General features: G+C 47.7%; 19 protein-coding genes. 14 read left to right on the top strand and 5 right to left on the bottom strand.

Annotation, left to right across the window (positions count from 1 at the left end; all coding sequences use genetic code 11):
• The first annotated feature begins 216 nt into the window (after positions 1 to 216).
• The 3 genes from MHB82_RS22305 (at position 217) to MHB82_RS22295 (ending at position 2,849) form a co-directional block, all read left to right on the top strand.
• Entirely contained in the window at positions 217 to 1,119 is a 903-nt protein-coding gene (locus MHB82_RS22305; protein WP_341175844.1) for a polysaccharide deacetylase family protein, read from the top strand.
• 39 nt (positions 1,120 to 1,158) lie between these two features.
• On the top strand, positions 1,159 to 1,812 hold the full coding sequence (locus tag MHB82_RS22300) for a YkyA family protein (RefSeq protein WP_110821934.1): 654 nt from the start codon (positions 1,159 to 1,161) through the stop codon (positions 1,810 to 1,812).
• Between the two features lie 131 nt (positions 1,813 to 1,943).
• Positions 1,944 to 2,849 carry a hypothetical protein gene (locus tag MHB82_RS22295; protein ID WP_341175843.1) on the top strand — a complete coding sequence of 302 codons (906 nt, stop codon included), beginning with the start codon at positions 1,944 to 1,946 and terminating at the stop codon, positions 2,847 to 2,849.
• Positions 2,850 to 2,950: 101 nt separating this feature from the next.
• Here the strand turns inward: MHB82_RS22295 and MHB82_RS22290 are convergent, their stop codons facing one another.
• The gene (locus MHB82_RS22290; RefSeq protein ID WP_341175842.1) at positions 2,951 to 4,123 is read right to left on the bottom strand and encodes a mannitol-1-phosphate 5-dehydrogenase; all 1,173 of its coding nucleotides are present in this window, start codon (positions 4,121 to 4,123) and stop codon (positions 2,951 to 2,953) included.
• Between the two features lie 46 nt (positions 4,124 to 4,169).
• Complete coding sequence (locus tag MHB82_RS22285; protein WP_341175841.1) at positions 4,170 to 4,838, bottom strand: HAD family hydrolase; 669 nt, start codon at positions 4,836 to 4,838, stop codon at positions 4,170 to 4,172.
• 521 nt (positions 4,839 to 5,359) lie between these two features.
• Here MHB82_RS22285 and MHB82_RS22280 point away from each other — a divergent pair.
• The 7 genes from MHB82_RS22280 to MHB82_RS22250 all read left to right on the top strand — a co-directional run bounded on the left by MHB82_RS22280 (position 5,360) and on the right by MHB82_RS22250 (position 12,610).
• A complete protein-coding gene (locus MHB82_RS22280; RefSeq protein WP_341175840.1) occupies positions 5,360 to 6,289 on the top strand; it encodes an ADP-ribosylglycohydrolase family protein in 930 nt (309 codons plus the stop codon).
• Between the two features lie 60 nt (positions 6,290 to 6,349).
• The gene (locus MHB82_RS22275) at positions 6,350 to 7,585 is read left to right on the top strand and encodes an MFS transporter (protein ID WP_095359574.1); all 1,236 of its coding nucleotides are present in this window, start codon (positions 6,350 to 6,352) and stop codon (positions 7,583 to 7,585) included.
• Between the two features lie 435 nt (positions 7,586 to 8,020).
• The gene (locus tag MHB82_RS22270; RefSeq protein ID WP_341175839.1) at positions 8,021 to 8,929 is read left to right on the top strand and encodes an RCC1 domain-containing protein; all 909 of its coding nucleotides are present in this window, start codon (positions 8,021 to 8,023) and stop codon (positions 8,927 to 8,929) included.
• A 203-nt stretch (positions 8,930 to 9,132) separates the two neighbouring features.
• Complete coding sequence (locus tag MHB82_RS22265; protein WP_341175838.1) at positions 9,133 to 9,312, top strand: hypothetical protein; 180 nt, start codon at positions 9,133 to 9,135, stop codon at positions 9,310 to 9,312.
• Between the two features lie 202 nt (positions 9,313 to 9,514).
• Positions 9,515 to 10,213, top strand: coding sequence for an RNA polymerase sporulation sigma factor SigK (sigK, locus tag MHB82_RS22260; protein ID WP_095289757.1), 699 nt, complete (start codon positions 9,515 to 9,517; stop codon positions 10,211 to 10,213).
• A 164-nt stretch (positions 10,214 to 10,377) separates the two neighbouring features.
• Positions 10,378 to 11,739: an amino acid permease gene (locus tag MHB82_RS22255; protein WP_341175837.1), complete on the top strand. Its 1,362-nt coding sequence runs from the start codon at positions 10,378 to 10,380 to the stop codon at positions 11,737 to 11,739.
• A gap of 277 nt (positions 11,740 to 12,016) precedes the next feature.
• On the top strand, positions 12,017 to 12,610 hold the full coding sequence (locus MHB82_RS22250) for a GNAT family N-acetyltransferase (RefSeq protein WP_341175836.1): 594 nt from the start codon (positions 12,017 to 12,019) through the stop codon (positions 12,608 to 12,610).
• A gap of 32 nt (positions 12,611 to 12,642) precedes the next feature.
• Here MHB82_RS22250 and MHB82_RS22245 read toward each other — a convergent pair whose 3' ends face one another.
• Both MHB82_RS22245 and MHB82_RS22240 read right to left on the bottom strand, forming a co-directional pair.
• Complete coding sequence (locus MHB82_RS22245; protein WP_341175835.1) at positions 12,643 to 13,485, bottom strand: alpha/beta hydrolase; 843 nt, start codon at positions 13,483 to 13,485, stop codon at positions 12,643 to 12,645.
• Positions 13,486 to 13,542: 57 nt separating this feature from the next.
• Positions 13,543 to 13,965: a MarR family winged helix-turn-helix transcriptional regulator gene (locus MHB82_RS22240; protein ID WP_341175834.1), complete on the bottom strand. Its 423-nt coding sequence runs from the start codon at positions 13,963 to 13,965 to the stop codon at positions 13,543 to 13,545.
• A 157-nt stretch (positions 13,966 to 14,122) separates the two neighbouring features.
• On the opposite strand from MHB82_RS22240, the gene MHB82_RS22235 reads away from it, so the two are divergent.
• Together MHB82_RS22235 and MHB82_RS22230 are read left to right on the top strand one after the other, a co-directional pair.
• Complete coding sequence (locus MHB82_RS22235) at positions 14,123 to 15,232, top strand: FecCD family ABC transporter permease (RefSeq protein WP_341175833.1); 1,110 nt, start codon at positions 14,123 to 14,125, stop codon at positions 15,230 to 15,232.
• A gap of 2 nt (positions 15,233 to 15,234) precedes the next feature.
• Positions 15,235 to 16,002 (top strand): ABC transporter ATP-binding protein, encoded by a 768-nt coding sequence (locus tag MHB82_RS22230; protein WP_127537678.1) that lies wholly within the window; start codon positions 15,235 to 15,237, stop codon positions 16,000 to 16,002.
• A 122-nt stretch (positions 16,003 to 16,124) separates the two neighbouring features.
• Here MHB82_RS22230 and MHB82_RS22225 read toward each other — a convergent pair whose 3' ends face one another.
• Positions 16,125 to 16,784, bottom strand: coding sequence for a DUF421 domain-containing protein (locus tag MHB82_RS22225; RefSeq protein WP_110821952.1), 660 nt, complete (start codon positions 16,782 to 16,784; stop codon positions 16,125 to 16,127).
• Between the two features lie 214 nt (positions 16,785 to 16,998).
• Here MHB82_RS22225 and MHB82_RS22220 point away from each other — a divergent pair, with 214 nt between their 5' ends.
• Both MHB82_RS22220 and rnhA read left to right on the top strand, forming a co-directional pair.
• The gene (locus MHB82_RS22220; RefSeq protein ID WP_095359559.1) at positions 16,999 to 17,364 is read left to right on the top strand and encodes a hypothetical protein; all 366 of its coding nucleotides are present in this window, start codon (positions 16,999 to 17,001) and stop codon (positions 17,362 to 17,364) included.
• Positions 17,365 to 17,467: 103 nt separating this feature from the next.
• Positions 17,468 to 18,130: a ribonuclease H gene (gene rnhA, locus MHB82_RS22215; protein ID WP_341175832.1), complete on the top strand. Its 663-nt coding sequence runs from the start codon at positions 17,468 to 17,470 to the stop codon at positions 18,128 to 18,130.
• The last annotated feature ends 186 nt before the right edge of the window (positions 18,131 to 18,316 follow it).

The raw sequence follows: 18,316 nt of genomic DNA, 5'->3' as shown, positions 1-18,316 counted from the left end.
AGCTCCTTCTTGAAGTCAAATGGCGTAAATCAATTCATTATACAGGAGAACCCAGCTGTTCGAAAAGCGATGAAAGTAAAATTGATAAGCAGATTGTAACCGGGCTTGTAACTATTCTGTCATTCACCAAGGCCGCTTTTCTATTAATCTTCTATATAGAGACATGAAACGATATAATATACCAATAATCGGGAAATTAAGGAAGTGGCATGGAAAGTGAGAGTTCAACAACAGACAGCAGGAGAAAACGGCAGCATTGCGAGCAGAACCAGCCGAACGAAGACACACAAACGAAGAAGAATCCGGTACGGAAGATTGAGTGCAGCTCTGATGCTGATTGCACTGATCATTACCGGTTTAACATATGCATTGATTGGAATGACCCACTGGATTAAGGGCTATGTAGCCCCGCCCCCGGTAGCTGTCATTGAACAGCCAACCAAGCTGGGCATGATTGAAATGACTCCAGATGTGAAGGAAGAGCCTGCACGCTTTCAGGGACAGGTTCGCAAGCTGGCATACATAACGTTTGATGATGGACCGAGTGAATATACGGAACAACTGCTGGATATTTTGAAAGAGCATGAGGCCAAGGCAACCTTTTTCATGATTGGACGTCAGTTGAATCAGCATAAGTCCGCGGTAGAGCGGCTGGTTCAGGAGGGTAGCTACCCGGGGCTCCACAGCATGACACATAACTATAACACCCTGTACAAAAGCGGCAGCTCTGCGAATTTCGTAAAGGAATTCAAGAAGGAGCAGAAGATGGTCCAGGATTTGATTGGCTATACGCCTCATCTGATCCGTGCTCCTTACGGCAGCAGTCCACAGATCGGTGAATCGTTCAGGGGTGATATTGCCGCAGCCGGGTTCAAAATGTGGGATTGGACTACAGACTCTCTGGATTGGAACCTTCCGGGTCAGCCGGACAAAATCGTGGCGCGTGTCAAAAAAAGTGTCCACCGGGACAAGGAAGTGATCCTGATGCATGAGCGGGAGCAGACGGTGCAGGCGTTGCCGCGTATTCTGAAATTGCTTGAAGATCGGGGTTATGAGTTCGAGGTCTATGACCCGAATGCACATTGGACTGCCAATTTTAGCGGAGATACCCGCTTGTAACTTAGAGATGATAAATACAAACGGAGAGGAGACGACCGAGTGCGTACGTGGAAAAAATCAGCACTGGCTGCCGTCGGCCTGACGCTGGCGGTGCTCACCAGTGCCTGTGGCCAGCCGCAGGAACCGGCTGCGAATCAGGTAAACAAATTGATCCGGAATGATCAGGAGATGGCTCAGAATCTGAAGGAGCTTGCCCGTCATGAACGGGAGGAAATGGAACTGTACACGTCGATTTTGAATAAGGGAAAAAACAAAAACAGTGACCTGGAATCACTGCTGGATCAGGCAGAAGAACATATCGCCGAGCGGAGAAAATTGCTGGAGCAGGCGGAGACCTTGATGAAGCAGACACAGGAACAGACACCTGCTGTACGGGATTCCCTGGGAAGATTGTCTTTTGAAAAAGAAGAGACGCTGGTTCAGGCACGAGCCGTTTTGGACCAGTATGAAGTAAGAGCCCAGACATTTGAGAAATTTGTAACCTCGTATCAGCAAAGTCTGGATGCCGATGAACGGCTCTATTCCTTAATGAGAGGCAGTGTGGATCCGAATCTGGTGAAAATTAAGCGCGCCATCCGGGAACGCAACATCCAATATGCACAGCTTGCCGAGATCAGAAAGCAATTCAACAAGCAGACAAAAGCGTTTAACGGGGCCAACGAGAGGCTTGTTCAAATGGAACAAGCTAGTTAGAGATGTGCTCGATTTCCACCTCGTCTATTTATCTATCTGATTGAGCTGGCATTCAGCCGTGTAAGTACTAGTAAGCAGCCTGAAGCAACATGGACAAGCATCATTGCGTATAAGCTAACGGAGGTGTTCATATGCGAAATAAATTGAATGTTAGTGCATCACTACTCGTTTTACTCATGGGATTCTCACTTGTGGCCTGTGGTAACAGCAGTCCTGCAGCACAGCCACCCACCAATAATACAGGAGAACAGACACCTGCACCGGAACAGCAGCCGAATGACAGTGCGGTGATTGAAGCAGAGGGCATATTGACGGGCTGGGCAGATCCTCACACGGTAGAGATCCGTGTCAAGGAGGTTCCGATGGCTTTCCAGGTTGAAGAGAATGTGCAGAAGTCCTTCGATGACATTGATGATGAAGATTCAGTACAATTCAAATATGTAGAGAGAACGATTGAGACCGGCGACAATACAACCAAGCAGCTGGTGCTTACGGAAATCGCGAAGATCGAAGCGGATGAACCGAACGGTTCCAATGCAGGCGATAACGTGACATCGGATCGTCCCAAAACAACAGAGCTGGAAGTAACGGTGGAAGGCATGACGGAGAAACGTCCGGCTGAACTTGCTCAAGGTGAGGGATACTCGCTTTATGTGTTCGAACCCATGGCCTTTGATGCAGATGACGACGAATTGACCATGAAGATTGATCCTGACTACAAAGTGGAGATCGAAAAGCTTCCTTTGGACTTCAATCTGGATGCGCTAAAGATGGATGCCAAGGAAGAGCTGAGCGAAACGGGAGAGGTCAAGGAACTCAGCAAGGAAGAGCTCAGTAAAGGCCCTATGAAGGATGCAAGACTGTATATGATGGCCCAAAACGATAAAAAGACCCAGTATTTCATCATAAAAGAACTGGACGGAAATGGTTTCATTTTCCACATTGATGCACCTGTGGGCGAACCATCTGAGGGATTCCTGCCGATGGCGTATGTATCCCTGAATTCCATTATGAATGAAGCGAACATTACAAAATAACATGAAAAGAGCCGGAAGGAACGATGCTTGGGCATGGGTTCCTCCCGGCTTTTTTGCCGTCTCTATTCAGTTGTGCATAACCTACCGTCTTACCTGAGGTGTCAGGTTAAAATGGTCGATCCCTTGTGCCCTTTGAGTTCCTCATATCGGGCGACAACATGCTGATGAATGAGATGTGCGTCGGGAATTCCCATGCGTTCACGAATGAAGGCGGAGACGCCATCTTCACGAATCATGTGTTGGAGCTTCATGGCTTCCTCGTCCTGCTCGTGATCAAAGAGCATTGCGGCTGCCATAGCGGAAGTAAGATGGGAAATTTCAATTCCAAATTCGCTGGCCTGCATCGCAGGGCGAACAAGCCGGTCATAAGGCGATAGCTTGCGAAGGGGTGAGCGTCCGACCCGGGTAACCTGATCTGTCAGGTTGGGGTTGGCAAAGCGTTCGAGAATCGTATCGATATATTGGCTGTGTTTCTGAGGATTAAACCCGTGTTTCTTCACAAGCATGGCTCCGGTTTCCTCCATGACATGTTTGACTTTCGCACGAAGTGTTGCGTTACTCATGACTTGCCTTATGGTCTTGAATCCTTCGAGATACCCGAAGTAAGCAGCCACACAGTGGCCGGTGTTTACGGTGAACATCTTGCGCTCAATGTAAGGCTCAAGGGAGTCGACGTAGTGTACGCCTTCAATCTCCTTAAACCCATCCAGTAGCGCCGGACGATGCACGACCCATTCGTAAAAAGGTTCAACGGTGACCTGCAGCGGATCCTTGTGGTCTTGCGCCGGGACAATCCGGTCGACGGCTGCATTGGGGAACGAGATATAGCGGTCGGCTTTGGTACGAGTCTGTTCGTCCAGAAACGGATATACCCGTTTCTTTAGGCGAGTGCTGCCTCCGATGGCATTCTCGCAAGCGATGATATGGAGAGGAGCCTGATTGTTGTTTTTCATGCGGAGATATATGCCTTTGGCGATGGGTTCGGCGATATCCTCAAGTGCGGACACACCGACCGCTGTCGTAATGAGATCAGCCGATGCAATCTGCTCAGCCACGCGATCCTGTTTGCCAACATGGATAGCCGTGACGTTGCTGACCATGGTTGTGTCCTGATCTGCATTAGCGAGGGTAATGGGATATTCTTTTCTTTTTTGCAGCATGGAAATCTTCTTCGGGTTACGTGCGACAAAGCAGACTTCGTAATCGGAAGCGGACAACATATGACCGATAAAACCGCGGCCTATATTGCCCGCTCCAAAATGTACAGCTTTCATGTGTGAACTCCCCCTTTAAAATTTGAAATGCGAAATTCGTGCAGACCTAGACGGTGGTGACGAGGGGCTTCGAGATCAAATCGTTAAATTCGAGGTCGGTCAGGCAGGACAGCCGTTGGTGAGGCATATCGAAATCCAGTGTTCCGGTAATGGTATTGGAGATAACAACACAGTGAATACCAGCCGCTGCAGCTGCACGCGCGCCGTTAGGCGAATCCTCAATGGCTACGGCTTCGTCTGCAGTTACTCCAAGCGCTTCCAGGGCTTGGTTATATAATTCAGGGTCAGGCTTCACAAGGGCCACATCGTCGGCTGTTCGAATCACTTCGAAGTAATCCTTCAGTTTCAGTTGTTCCAGGTGCTGTTCGACCCACTCCCGTTTGGAGCTTGAGGCAACGGCCAGTTTTAATCCAGCCTCCCGTGCTGCTTCGAGGTAATTCTGGATGCCTGGTCTTACCTGCTCCTTGTTCATTAATGCTGCATGCTGCAGCTGAACCGATTCCCTGAACGCTTCCCGATCGATCGGAAGATTCAAATCTGTGATGAGGTACTCATAGGGATTGAATGTTTTCAGACTGGTACCGATGCATTGCGAATACATCTCCAGGGTCAAGTTCACGCCGTGTTCCTTGTAGGCATCACGAAAAGCGATATACCATGCTGTCTCCGTATCAATAATCGTTCCATCGAAATCAAAAACCAGTGCCTTAATCATAAATTTGTTCCTCCTGTTTCAGAATTTGTTTTGGGATAAAACAAAAGAAAAAATTGCAAATTTCCCCTTTGTTACTTTTGCATTGCGGCAGATTAGTTGACGCGAATGCTTGTTGAGAATTATAAATGTGGAAAAATTTAAGCGTTGAAGCTAATAAAACCGTAACATGGGACAAACTTAGGGGTCAAGCACGTCATGATTGTTCACATTGAAAATTTGCATATAAATGACGTGTTTTCAGAAAGTGGCGAAGGTGGCAAACCGTTATGACCTATGCATGTAAGCGGTGTACTGAAATAACGGTTTTCTCCGTTGAAAAAAAATAAACTTTTTTTGCGATATGGAGAGATAACAAGCGTTCCACCTTTTTCGACACATTTATAATAGAAGAGAGCCCTTGAGAATTTGTACGATTTAAAGAAGCCAGGCTGCATCTTTTTAAAATTCTTTACGGCAGAACAGCCCTTGTGGGAGAATGGAAGAGATATGTTGAAAGTTAGGATGCAGAGGAGGGACCGGCGATGCTGGATAAGGATCGCTTCAATGGATGTTTACTTGGACTAGCGGCAGGGGATGCACTGGGAACGACAGTGGAGTTTAGCAGCCCAGGCACATTTGAGCCTGTAACCGATATTGTGGGGGGCGGTGTGTTTGGCTTGGCTCCCGGACAGTGGACGGATGACACGTCAATGGCGCTATGTCTGGCCGAAAGTCTGGTGAGAAAAGAACATTTTGATCCGGCGGATCAGATGCGCAGATACACGAATTGGTATGAAGTCGGCTACATGAGCAGTACCGGAACATGCTTTGATATCGGCGGGGCTACGCGAAATGCGCTGGAAAGGTTCAGGAAGACCGGAGAGCCCTACAGCGGATCTACCGATCCGATGACGGCTGGTAACGGATCAATTATGCGGCTTGCACCAGTCGCGATGGTGTATGCCAACCATCCGCAGGATGCTGTGCATTATGCGAAGCTGAGCTCCCGCACGACACACGCAGCAGCGGAAAGCCTTGAAGCTTGCGAGGTGCTTGCGGCTATTCTGGTTGCAGGGCTGCGCGGAGCAGACAAACATACGATGATGCTGCCCGAGACTTGCCGTCAGTGGAGGAGTGAGTCTTCTTTTACCCCAGCCATTGAAGAGGTTGTCCGTGGATCTTATCGCGATAAGGAACCGCCTGAAATTCAGGGGAGCGGCTATGTCGTCCGTTCGTTGGAAGCCGCATTATGGGCGTTTCATAAATCTTCCACATTTGAAGAAGGTGCACTGCTAGCCGTTAATCTCGGTGATGATGCAGATACAACCGGTGCGGTGTACGGACAGATTGCTGGTGCTTATTATGGTCGGAGTGGCATCCCGGCACATTGGCGGAATAAACTTGCGATGCTGGAAACGTTCGAGGCCTTAAACGAGGCAATGTGGCTAAAAGCAGCCCAAATGTCATCCTGAAATCGTAACAAGGAATAACCAAAAAAGAGACAGAAGATGGACAGGAGAAGAGAACATCATATGAACAAGACAGAACGACGTGCTTCGAAACCGGGAAAAGGAGGGGCATTTCCGTTATCCCTTCTATGCCTGACGGTAGGAGCATTTGCTATTGGGATGACTGAATTTATCATTATGGGATTGCTCCCGAATGTGGCTGCTGATCTGCATGTGAGCATTCCTCAAGCAGGGCAGTTGATTACGGGCTATGCCCTGGGTGTCGCGGTTGGCGCACCCATTCTGACCGTGTTTACCCATAAGATACCGCAGAAAAAACTGCTGATCCTGCTGATGTGCATTTTTATCATCGGTAACGCACTATCCGTGATTGCACCAACGTATGGCTTGCTGATTTCGGCACGCATTTTGACGGCATTTGCACATGGTACGTTTCTTGGTGTAGGTTCTCTCATGGCAACCCGCCTGGTTGCACCCGAGAGAAGAGCAGGCGCCGTCTCCGTTGTACTTGCAGGACTTACGATTGCGAACATTATTGGGGTACCCTTCGGTACATTTATCGGCCAACAGCTCGGATGGAGATCATCATTCGGGGCCATTACGATCCTGGGCATCATTTCACTGATTGGTATCATTCGATTCATTCCGGTTATTTCGCAAGGGGAGCCTGCGAACCTCGGACAGCAGTTCCGTAATCTTGTTCGTCCTCAGGTGTTATTAATATTGCTCATTGGTGCCATGGGTTGTGGAAGCCTCTTCGCGGTATTTACGTATATTACACCCATGTTAGTGGATATCAGCGGATTTGCGGAGCAAAGTGTAACATGGATACTGGTACTGTTCGGCGTTGGTGTGACGCTCGGGAACATGTTGGGTGGCCGGCTGGCCGACTGGAAACTGATGCCGTCCCTGATGGTCAACTTCGGCGTGCTGGCTGTACTTTTGGCTGCACTCACTTTGACGCTGGAGAATCCATATCTGGCGGTCGTTACAATCTTCTGCTGGGGTGTTGCGGCGTTCGGGATTATGCCGGGTCTGCAGATTCGAATCATGAATATGACTCGCGAAGCACCGCTGCTTGCGACCACATCAAGCCACTCCGCGTTTAACCTGGGGAATGCAGGTGGAGCCTATATTGGCGGGTTCGCGATTACGCATACGGGACTTATTTCCGTACCATTGTACGCATCAGTCATCGCGGCTCTGGGTTTGCTTGGGCTTGTGATCAGTCTGGGGATGGAACGCAAACAGCGTTTACCCGAAATCCCGGACGTTGTGGAGCCTGCGCCGCTCAGCTGAGTTTAGGGAAGTAGATGGAAGGATGCAGCCTCTGCTCCGCAGTAATGTGGAGTGGAGGCTTCTTTGCAGTTTTAACTAGAAAAAGACAAACCATCCTGATTGAAGTATTATTGGTATAACATAACGGACACCATACAGGCCCTGAAAGGATCATTACAGTGAGGAAAATCATTAATTTTATTCTAGTTTTGCTGATCATCTGGGTAGCGCTACTGTATCCTTTTCGTTTGGCTTGGTTTGAAGGTGTGCTTCAGATTCCTGAAGATCTTCATGCTGTTTTCTTGGTTTTTTTATTCTTTGGATATCTGATTTGTTCCTCGGGCACAGGACTTCTTCTGGGCAAGATGTGCTTCAGGCGAAAAGAGGAGTAGTTCAGGGAAGTTAAGTTGAGAAATGGCTATCGCAAGAAACTTGCTTCAAGGGAGGTACTTCAGCATGGAACATGGTTCCCTGAATAAAGCGAGGTTGCAGGTGAGAAAGTCTCCCAAAGATCCGATAGCGGCGGGACGCCGTCATACCGTTGGGCTTACATCGGACGGTCTGGTGATGGCTGTTGGTGATAATAAAATGAGCCAATGTGAAGTCAGCGGCTGGCGGGATATCATTGCGGTCGCAGCAGGTAATGTACATATGGCGACAAATACAGGCAATATCCACACCATCGCACTAAAATCGGATCGCACTGTGACGGCTGTCGGATGGAATAAGGATGGCCAGTGCGAGGTAACCGACTGGCACGATATTGTAGCGATTGCGGCAGGTTGGCGCCACACCATCGGTCTTCAGTCGGATGGTACGGTGGTCGCCGTGGGTCGGCATCAAGAAGGTCAATGCCAGGTAAGCCATTGGAATGATATGGTGGCAGTAACTGCAGGAGACTGGCATACCCTCGGCCTGAAAGCTGACGGAACAGTACTAGCTGTAGGGAATAACCGATATCGCCAATGTGAAGTCACTGGCTGGCGTCATGTTGTAATGGTCGCTGCGGGTTATCTCCATTCCGTTGGTCTGCAATCAGATGGTACAGTAATGGCCGTGGGTAGTAATAAACATGGTCAATGCGATGTAGGCAGCTGGCACGGTGTGGAGGCGATTGCGGTGGGGAGTAATCATACCATTGGCCTGAAAGCAGACGGTACGGTTTCCGCTGCAGGCTGGAATACGTATGGCCAGTGTAATGTAAGTGACTGGCGCAATATTGTTGCCGTAGCGGCAGGTTGTGCCCATACCGTAGGGCTTAAATCAGACGGTACGTTGGTTGCTGTCGGTGATAATACATATGGACAATGTGATGTAAGTGGATGGCGCGGCATTCGTATGCCGGGGAGTCGTTTAACAAAGTAAAAACCGCTAACGTTATCTTTCGTTAGCGGTTTTTGAAATGTTATAAAGCAGTTAAAATTAGATATTGGAAAGATGTCTTAACACTTTATCCACCATCTGTCTCATGAAGAGTAGATTTTGGGTCATTGGTGGAGAGCCGATTAGACTTATATCCAGAAGCTTAATAATCATTAATATCATTTTTTCTAAGAGAAGGTGACGGTTTGTACTACTATAAAGGCGCATTCAGAGGCGCAGATAACTTTATCTATTTCAAAAGCGATGTAACATTAGCCGAGAATGATGTTGTGATATTGGGAGAGAAAACGTATTTCATTGAGAGTGTCCAAAAAGAATTTCTGCTCCTGCAGAAGGTTGGCTCCATTGTTGAAGTGAGTATGTAATACTCATGCCGAAGGATAGACTGACACAGGCAAGCATATAGCAGCAGCGTTCTCCGTCATAAAGCTCCATTAAATCATCGAGGGAACGTTCCCTTTTTCAAGTGTACGTGCACTTCTGGGCCCCCGCCTACATACAATAGATCGACCCTGTTCCTTCACGTGCTCAGGCCAGATCGTTGTAAAACTGCAGGAGGTGTCATCTGTGCCCGGATTGTTTACCGCAATTGCCCTGTTCATCAAAGAGTTAACGCTGCTCGTCTCGTATGTCAAAAATAATGCGTTTCCCCAGCCCCTGGCTGAGGACGAAGAAGCCAAACACCTGCGCCTCATGGCTGAAGGCAACGCCCACTCCCGCAACTTGCTCATTGAACACAATCTGCGCCTTGTTGCGCATATCGTCAAGAAGTTCGACAATACGGGTGAAGATCTGGAAGATCTGATCTCGATCGGAACGATCGGCTTGATCAAGGCCATCGAAAGTTTTCAGCAAGGCAAAGGAACCAAACTCGCCACATTTGCGGCCCGCTGTATAGAGAATGAAATTCTAATGCACCTGCGGTCCCTGAAGAAAACACGCAAAGACGTCTCCCTTCATGATCCCATCGGAACGGACAAAGAGGGAAACGAAATTACGTTAATCGATATCCTTGGAACCGAAGCGGATGATGTCGTAGACAAGGTGCAGCTTAAGATTGAAAAAAGTAAAATTTACCGTAATCTCGACATTCTCGATGACCGGGAAAAGGAAGTCGTCATTGGCCGATTCGGCCTGGAGGCTGGCGGGGAAGAACGGACCCAGCGCGAAATTGCCAAGGAACTCGGCATCTCCCGTTCGTATGTCTCACGGATCGAGAAACGGGCGTTAATGAAGCTGTATCATGAGTTCTATAAGCAAAAATAACGATGACCCAAACTAGAGGGCGCCTTGTTAGAAGAGGTGGCCTCTTTGGCGTGAAAAAAATCATAAATGAAGGATATGTATTCTGGTCAGATTATTATATGATGTGTTGTATACAAGTTTCAGCAACCTAGAGAGCATGTGCAGAAAGAGAGTGGTGGTTTACCATGCAGCAAGAAACATTAACACGGGGATTAAAGAACAGGCATGTCCAGCTTATGGCGATTGGAGGTGCGATTGGGACAGGCCTCTTTCTGGGAGCGGGCAAGACGATTCAACTGACAGGACCGTCGATCCTGCTGGCGTATATCATCACAGGTGTGGTTTTATTTTTGATCATGCGTGCATTGGGGGAACTGTTGTTAAGCAACCTGCAGTATCACTCCTTTGTGGATTTCGTGCGTGATTACCTGGGAAATATGGCGGCGTTTATTACAGGCTGGACCTACTGGTTCTGCTGGATTTCCATCGCTATGGCCGACATTACGGCTGTCGGTATGTATACGCAGTTCTGGTTTCCGAATGTACCGCAATGGATGCCTGGTTTAATTGCATTAGTCATTTTGTTAATCATGAATCTGGCAACAGTGAAGCTGTTTGGCGAGATGGAATTTTGGTTTGCTTTAATCAAAGTGATTGCCATACTGGCCCTTATTGTTGTCGGTCTATATATGATATTTAAAGGTTTTACCACAGATCAGGGGACGGCAAGCTTCACCAATCTGTGGAGTCATGGGGGATGGTTCCCGAATGGCATGCATGGCTTCATTATTTCGTTCCAGATGGTGGTGTTCGCATTTGTCGGCATGGAGCTGGTCGGACTGACCGCAGGGGAGACAGAGAATCCGGAGAAGGTTATACCGAAGGCCATTAACCAAATTCCGATCCGTGTGCTGCTCTTCTATGTGGGTGCACTGCTGATTATTATGAGCATCTATCCGTGGAAAGCGATTGTGCCGAGTGAAAGTCCCTTTGTACAGGTGTTTGCTGCTGTAGGTATTGCGACTGCCGCCGGGATCGTGAATTTCGTGGTGCTGACATCTGCAGCTTCGGCGTGCAACAGTGCCATTTTCAGTACAAGCCGTATGGTCTTCTCCATGGCCAAGGATCGGAATGCACCGGAATCCCTTGCCCGCCTGAATGGCCGTAAGGTGCCTTCCAATGCACTCTTTTTCTCAACGCTGGTTATTCTGGTTGCCATTATTCTGAATTATGTCATGCCAGAGGGCGTGTTCACACTGATCACAAGTGTTTCGACCGTTTGCTTTATCTTTGTCTGGGGCATTATGGTGATCTGTCACCTGAAATACCGCCGTACCCAGCCGGAGATCGCTAGCCGGAGTCACTTCAAGCTGCCGCTTTATCCATTTTCCAACTACTTGATTTTGGCTTTCCTGGTGTTTGTGCTGGTTGTTCTGGCATTGGCAGAGGATACGCGGGTGGCGCTGTTTGTTACGCCGGTGTGGTTTATTCTCATGGCAGGGATCTATCTGTTCCAAAAAAGAAGGGCAACCACAACGCAAGGTTAAAGCGCTAATGGTTTCCATGCGGATGAGATACCTTGTACTCCGAAAGAAGCAAAAAACGAAAACCGTCCATCCTTGATGGGCGGTTTTTTATGTATTTAAAGTTACCGTTTCTCATCTGAATGAAGCTAGTAGCCATATTTTGCAATTGAAACGGAAGCAGAAGCACCTCCGGCTGCCCGGTAAAAATGATTACGTTTTGGACCAAAAGGAGTCTGTACCGATAGCTCATTAATCTGTAATATGTTTTATATAAACCAGATGAAGGGGGACAGTAATCATGCAAGAAAACGATGTTGTTCTGGAAGGGAAAAGGGTAACTCTTGTACCTATGGAAAACAGCCACAAGGCGGAATTAATTCGTGTCTTATTCACTCCAGAAGTGTGGGAATTCACCTGGCGAACGATCCATACACCTGAGGAACTTGATCAAGTACTGACGCTTGCACTGGACAATAAAGAGAACGGATCACAGCTTCCCTTCACCATTGTGGATCAAGCGACAGGAGCGATCATTGGTACTACCCGAATAGGCGATCTTGACATGGGGAACCGAAATGCTGAGATAGGATGGACCTGGCTTGCACCTGACTACTGGCGGACGGGAGTAAATACAGAGTGCAAATACCTTTTGCTTCAATATTGCTTTGAAGAACTGGATTTAATGCGGGTACAGTTCTCCGTAAGCGGACAGAATGTCCGATCGCAACGAGCCATTGAACGAATCGGAGCCAAGAAAGAAGGCATATTCCGTAAGCACAGAATAAAGGCGGACGGGTCGATTCATGACAATATTTTTTACAGCATCATAGACAATGAATGGGCAGATGTAAAAGAGAAACTTTTGTTTTTATTATCCAAAACGTATACATAATCACTATTGCGGCGAACGATATTTCGCCAATGTTAACTGGAGAAATCACTCTTTCTCCGCTGAAGCCACTCCAGGATAATCTCGACTGCTTCAAAATACCTCTGACCTACGAGCAAACCGGTATGTGTCGTGTGCCATAGTCCGGTATATTCTGCGTGAAGCTGCTCTGCAGTTAATCTGCCTCGCTGCTCATCTTCCTCACTGGACACGGCTTTGATTACGAGACTAGGACATGTAATGGACTCCCCGTTAATGGATACCACGTCCTCACCGCCAAAGAACGCGGAGAATGTGCTGAAGGCCTGCGATGATTCCATGGCCAAATATTTGCGCTGAAAAGCGATGTCCTCCGCCGATTCATCTATGCTGGTCAGTTCATCGTGAACGGGTGCAGGAACGACGAGACCAGGCGTTATGCGATCCACGTCAGCATACGGCACGGAGCGAAGAACTTCCTGGCTCAGACTGGAATCAATCACGATTAATCCACGAAGTGGAGAGTGTTCAGCAATCTTTTGACTAAGAATGCCACCCATGCTGAATCCGATAAGAATAGGCGGCTCCCCGCACGCAGTGATGATCTCCTGAATATCCTCCAGGTAATCTTCGAAGGTCACCCGGGTCATGTCCTGCACCCTGCTCTTGTAGTGACTTCTCAGATTCATGGCATAGCAAGTCCAGCCCTGTTGAACGAAATGAGGGATGTATTTGCTCCACATCCAGCTGCCTGTATAGGCACCGTGAACGAATAGGAGAGGGGGTGTGTGATCACTTCCTCCTTGAATTTCATCGCCCTCAAATACCTCCAGATATAAATCCTGTTCTCCGATGTACTGTACGGTATGGTCAGGCAGGGATTTGGTGTAGTCTGTCATTTGTAATTCCTCCTTGAGACTTTTAGTTTTATATCAAACTATTTATCCAAAAAAAATTTAGAAGTTGCTGTGAATTTTCATCAAAATTCGCAGCAGTTCCTCTTTCTCTGTTTCTGTGATATCCGCGTAAAAGACATTCAGCAGGTTCTGGGAGATCTCTTCAAAGACGGGCTTGAGCTCCTCGCCTTTGGATGTCAGAGCTACATGAACAACGCGTGTATCTTCGTCACTTCTCTCCTTGATGACGTATCCCATTCGTACCAGCTTGTCGACAAGTGCTGTGACGGTAGATTTATCCTTGCCGATTTTTTTGGCGATCTCCGCCATGGTCATTTGAGGTCGGTGATAGAGAGCATAGATAATATCGCCATGCGAAGTGGCAATATCCTGCACCCCGTGCTTGGTCATCTCGGATACGATAAAACGATTGGAACTCTCTTTAATTTTGGATATAAGTGATATGGCGTCTCTTGTTTTCATACACCTAATATAGTTTTATATCAAACCATTGTCAAGGGATTCGATATCTTTTTAAAATTGACAAAGATAATCATTCTCAATTATAATCCGATCAAAAGCGTTGTAAATAGCTATATTTATTTGATCTTACATTATCGTGGAAGTGATGGGGGAAGAAATGGCACAAACAGTTCAGATGCAGACGCAGCACATGGGTAAACCCAAGTCTTTGATTCACAGCAAATCCGGTTTCGCATTACTTCTTGCAGCACTGGTGGTATTCATGCTTGTATCGGTGGGGATAGCGGTATCCATAGGTCAGGTGCATATTCCGCTGGCAGAGTCCTATCGTATTCTGCTCTACAAAATAACGGGATTTCAGCTTGGAGCTGCGCCAATTGAAGCCGGTTCCTTTACCGATATCATCTGGCAGATTCGTTTTCCGCGTGTATTAATGGCGATGTTTATCGGGGCAGGTCTGGCGCTCTGTGGTGCCGTTATGCAGGCTGCTGTGCAGAATCCACTCGCTGATCCTTACATATTAGGTATATCCTCAGGAGCTTCACTCGGAGCAACGTTTGCAATTTTGATCGGATTCGGTGCCATTAGCTGGTTAGGTCAAACGGGTGTGGCCTTTTGGGCCTTTGCCGGTGCCATGGGTGCTTCCTTGCTGGTGCTTACACTTGCAGGTATCCGGGGCAAAATGACATCCGTCAAGCTGGTACTTGCCGGGATGGTCATTAACGCACTATGCAGTGCGTTCTCGAACTTTATCATTTACTTTGCAAACAATGCTGAAGGCATTCGAACCGTCACATTCTGGACGATGGGCAGCCTGGCGGCTTCGGGCTGGAACAAGCTCCCGCTGATCAGTATTGTCGTTCTGGTAGCGATTCTGTTCTTCCTGCTGCAGTCCCGTGTGCTGAATACGATGCTGCTCGGGGATGAAGCTGCTGTGACGCTGGGCATTAATCTTAGTGTATATCGCAGACTGTACATGCTGTTAACGGCACTTGTAACGGGGGTTATGGTATCGAGCTGCGGGATGATCGGTTTTGTGGGACTCATTATTCCGCATATCGTAAGAGGCATGGTTGGTTCAGACCATCGCAAAGTCATGCCCGTGTCGGTGTTGTTCGGCGCGATTTTCCTCATTTGGACGGATGTTATCGCAAGATCCCTGATATCCAGCGTTGAATTGCCGATTGGAATTATTACCGCGATGATTGGTGCGCCGATGTTTATGTATATGCTGGTCAAAAAAGGCTACGGTTTTGGAGGGAAATAACCATGAAACTGAACGTAGAAAATGTATCCATATCGGTGCTGAATACGGACATCATCCGAAATATTTCGTTACAGGTAAACGACAAGCAATTCGTTGGAATCATTGGACCGAACGGTTGCGGCAAGTCAACGCTGCTCAAGAGCATCTATAAAGTAATCAAACCACAGCAGGGCAGCGTATTACTCGGCGATAAGGACATTCTGAAATCCAGTCCGAAGATCGTATCCCGGCATATGGGTGTTGTGGGACAGTTCAACGAACTGAGCTTTGATTTTACGGTACGTGAGATGGTCATGATGGGACGGACACCACACAAAAAGCTGCTGGAAACCGATAATCAGCAGGATGCCCAGATTGTGGAGCAGGCGCTTGAGAAGGTACATCTGTCCGGACATGCGGACCGCAATTACGTGTCTTTGTCCGGTGGAGAGAAGCAGCGTGTCATCCTGGCCCGTGTACTGGCACAGCAGCCTGAATTTCTCATTTTGGACGAGCCGACCAATCATTTGGACATCAAATACCAGCTTCAAATTCTTAATATTGTACGAGGCCTGGATATTGGTATCCTCGCAGCACTCCATGATCTCGAACTGGCAGCCGAATACTGCGACTATCTGTATGTGGTGAAGCGGGGACAGATCGTGGTTCATGGTAAACCTGCTGATATATTGACACGTGAGATGATCGGGGAAGTGTTTGAGGTAGATTGTGAAATTTACGAGAATCCGGTTACGGGTGGATTGGGCATAGCCTATCTGAGTACACGGTAATGCCAAAAAATAAAACAAGAGTAGATCTACAGATGAGTGGATAAAAAATAGACCGTATTCTGCAAGAGCAATGTTGTAATGCTGGCAGGAACGGTCTTTTTTGTGGAGCTGCGAGAACACAGTTACTGTAATTTGGGGTCGATCGGTTTGGAGTGAGAGCCCTTGCTGACTTCCTCAAATATATCAGTGGAGTTGCCGCTTGAGGACGAAAAGCCGTTTGTGTTTTGCTGTTGGTCGCTTGTAGATGTCTTTGGTATGCCGGATTGATTGTTTCCGATCAGCTGAGCACCGGCCAACCCTATACCGTTCAGCAGCTCTTCCAAATCTCCGATGGTTACGGGGCGGGCATGTCGTTTCAACACGTAGCCGAGTTGACCATTTGGCTCAACTGTCGCGGTCTCCAAATCATTGATGCTCGAAATTCCGTTTTGCCGGAGGTGCATCTCCAGCTGATCCATTGTGTATCGCATGCGTTTCAGGTTGGGGACAATGACTTGTCCATTTTCTACAATGATCCTGGAACTCCCGCTCATGATCCGTTCAAATACATTGAATTTCATTTGGAGGAGCTCCACCACAAGCAAGGTCGCAATAAAAACAGCTGCTGATCCAATGGCTTTGCCAAGTGCATGATTTGCAATAGGCTGCACAATCGTTGTCCCGATTGAAATCATGATGACCGTCGTGGCCACACTCATCTGCGAGATGGATTTGCGTCCTGCTATTCGCAGCAACACCATGCCAGCCAGTACAAGTAAAATCGATTTCCATATCCAGTCCATGGTTACCCTCCCTTCTGTACCAAGTCGTGTATCTGCTTTGCTTAGCCTGTTCGAGATATGGATGGATTATACAGTTCATTGGTGATTCGCTGACGGTGGGGAAAATAGTCCCAAAAACAAAAGGACCATTATACTACGTTCCAAATGAAGAAAACGACCGATGTTATTAAGGAGGTTCCTTTCTGCTAACAAACGAGGAGTGATACAACGTACGATGCATACGAAGATAATACAGGAACTTCTTTCCCAGGAAGATTCCGAAGAGCCGATACAAGATGATATAGCCGTCGAGCCTTTGATTCAAGCGATCATGGACCCCGGAACATCAGGAAGCAGGGCAATATTCTTATACGCTCTTGAACATTTGGATTACATATTACATATAGAGCACATCATTCCGTTTATAGGTGATACCAGTCTGGAAGTGTGTGCACAATCATTTATGCTGTTGGAGCAGCTAAAGGATAAGCTATCCGACGAACAAATACTTACATGTGAGCAAGTCATTGAGCAACAAATCAGACATAATGAAAGAAAGCTTCTCGTCGTAGCCTTGGACATGGTGCGGAGCTGGAAGTAAGGATGACGGTGAACTGAACGATTGTCTAGCGAGTGCTTTCATTCACCCCTTCCTTTCGTTTACAATAGGGTATTGATTGCAGCAAACGAAGGAGCGGGTAACGATGGCGAAACAGAAATACTATGTCGTCTGGGAAGGCAAGAAGCCAGGTGTGTATAACACGTGGGCGGAATGCAAAGCACAGACGGATCATTTTACCGGAGCAAAATATAAATCATACGAATCCAGAACAGCAGCCGAAGAGGCATATCGTGCCGGGTGGAAAGGGAACTGGGGGACGGGCTCGAGTGGAGCAGGTGCTTCTTCCAAAAGCAAATCGGTCAGCAGCGGCAGAAGCGCTGGGATGGAGACATCGGAGGAAGTGGACTATGACAGTATTTCGGTTGACGTGGGCACACGCGGAAATCCGGGACCTGTAGAATATAAAGGTGTGGATACGCGCACGGGAGAGATTATTTTCTCCGTAGGACCGATTTCCAAGGGAACGAACAACCTGGGTGAGTTTTTGGCTATCGTCCATGCCCTGGCACATCTCAAAAAAGAAGGAAGCAGCAAGACAGTATATACCGACTCGGTGAATGCCATGAAGTGGCTGAAGCAAAAGAAAGTATCCACCACGCTAGCTCGGGATGAGTCAACGGAAGAGATCTGGCTCATGATAGACCGCGCGGAGCAATGGTTGCGTACGAATACGTACAGCAATAAAGTGTTGAAATGGCAGACGAAACAGTGGGGCGAAATCAAGGCGGATTACGGGCGAAAATAAGCAAATATTCTGTACGTATGTTCCATTATATGTAGTCTATTAGAAACGATATTTACAATTTCCAGTTTCCATTCTATAATCATCTGAATATGATAAGTTACACATATGGAGGAGCCTGTCATCTGCAGGCCCTCTTTATCTTTTTGGTCCATCCCTTTTTCGTCAAATTAGAGGGTAGAGTACACA

The sequence above is a fragment of the Paenibacillus sp. FSL K6-2862 genome (assembly GCF_038005125.1).
Taxonomy (GTDB): Bacteria; Bacillota; Bacilli; order Paenibacillales; family Paenibacillaceae; genus Paenibacillus; species Paenibacillus illinoisensis_A.
This window is presented reverse-complemented; position numbering and strand designations above follow the sequence as displayed.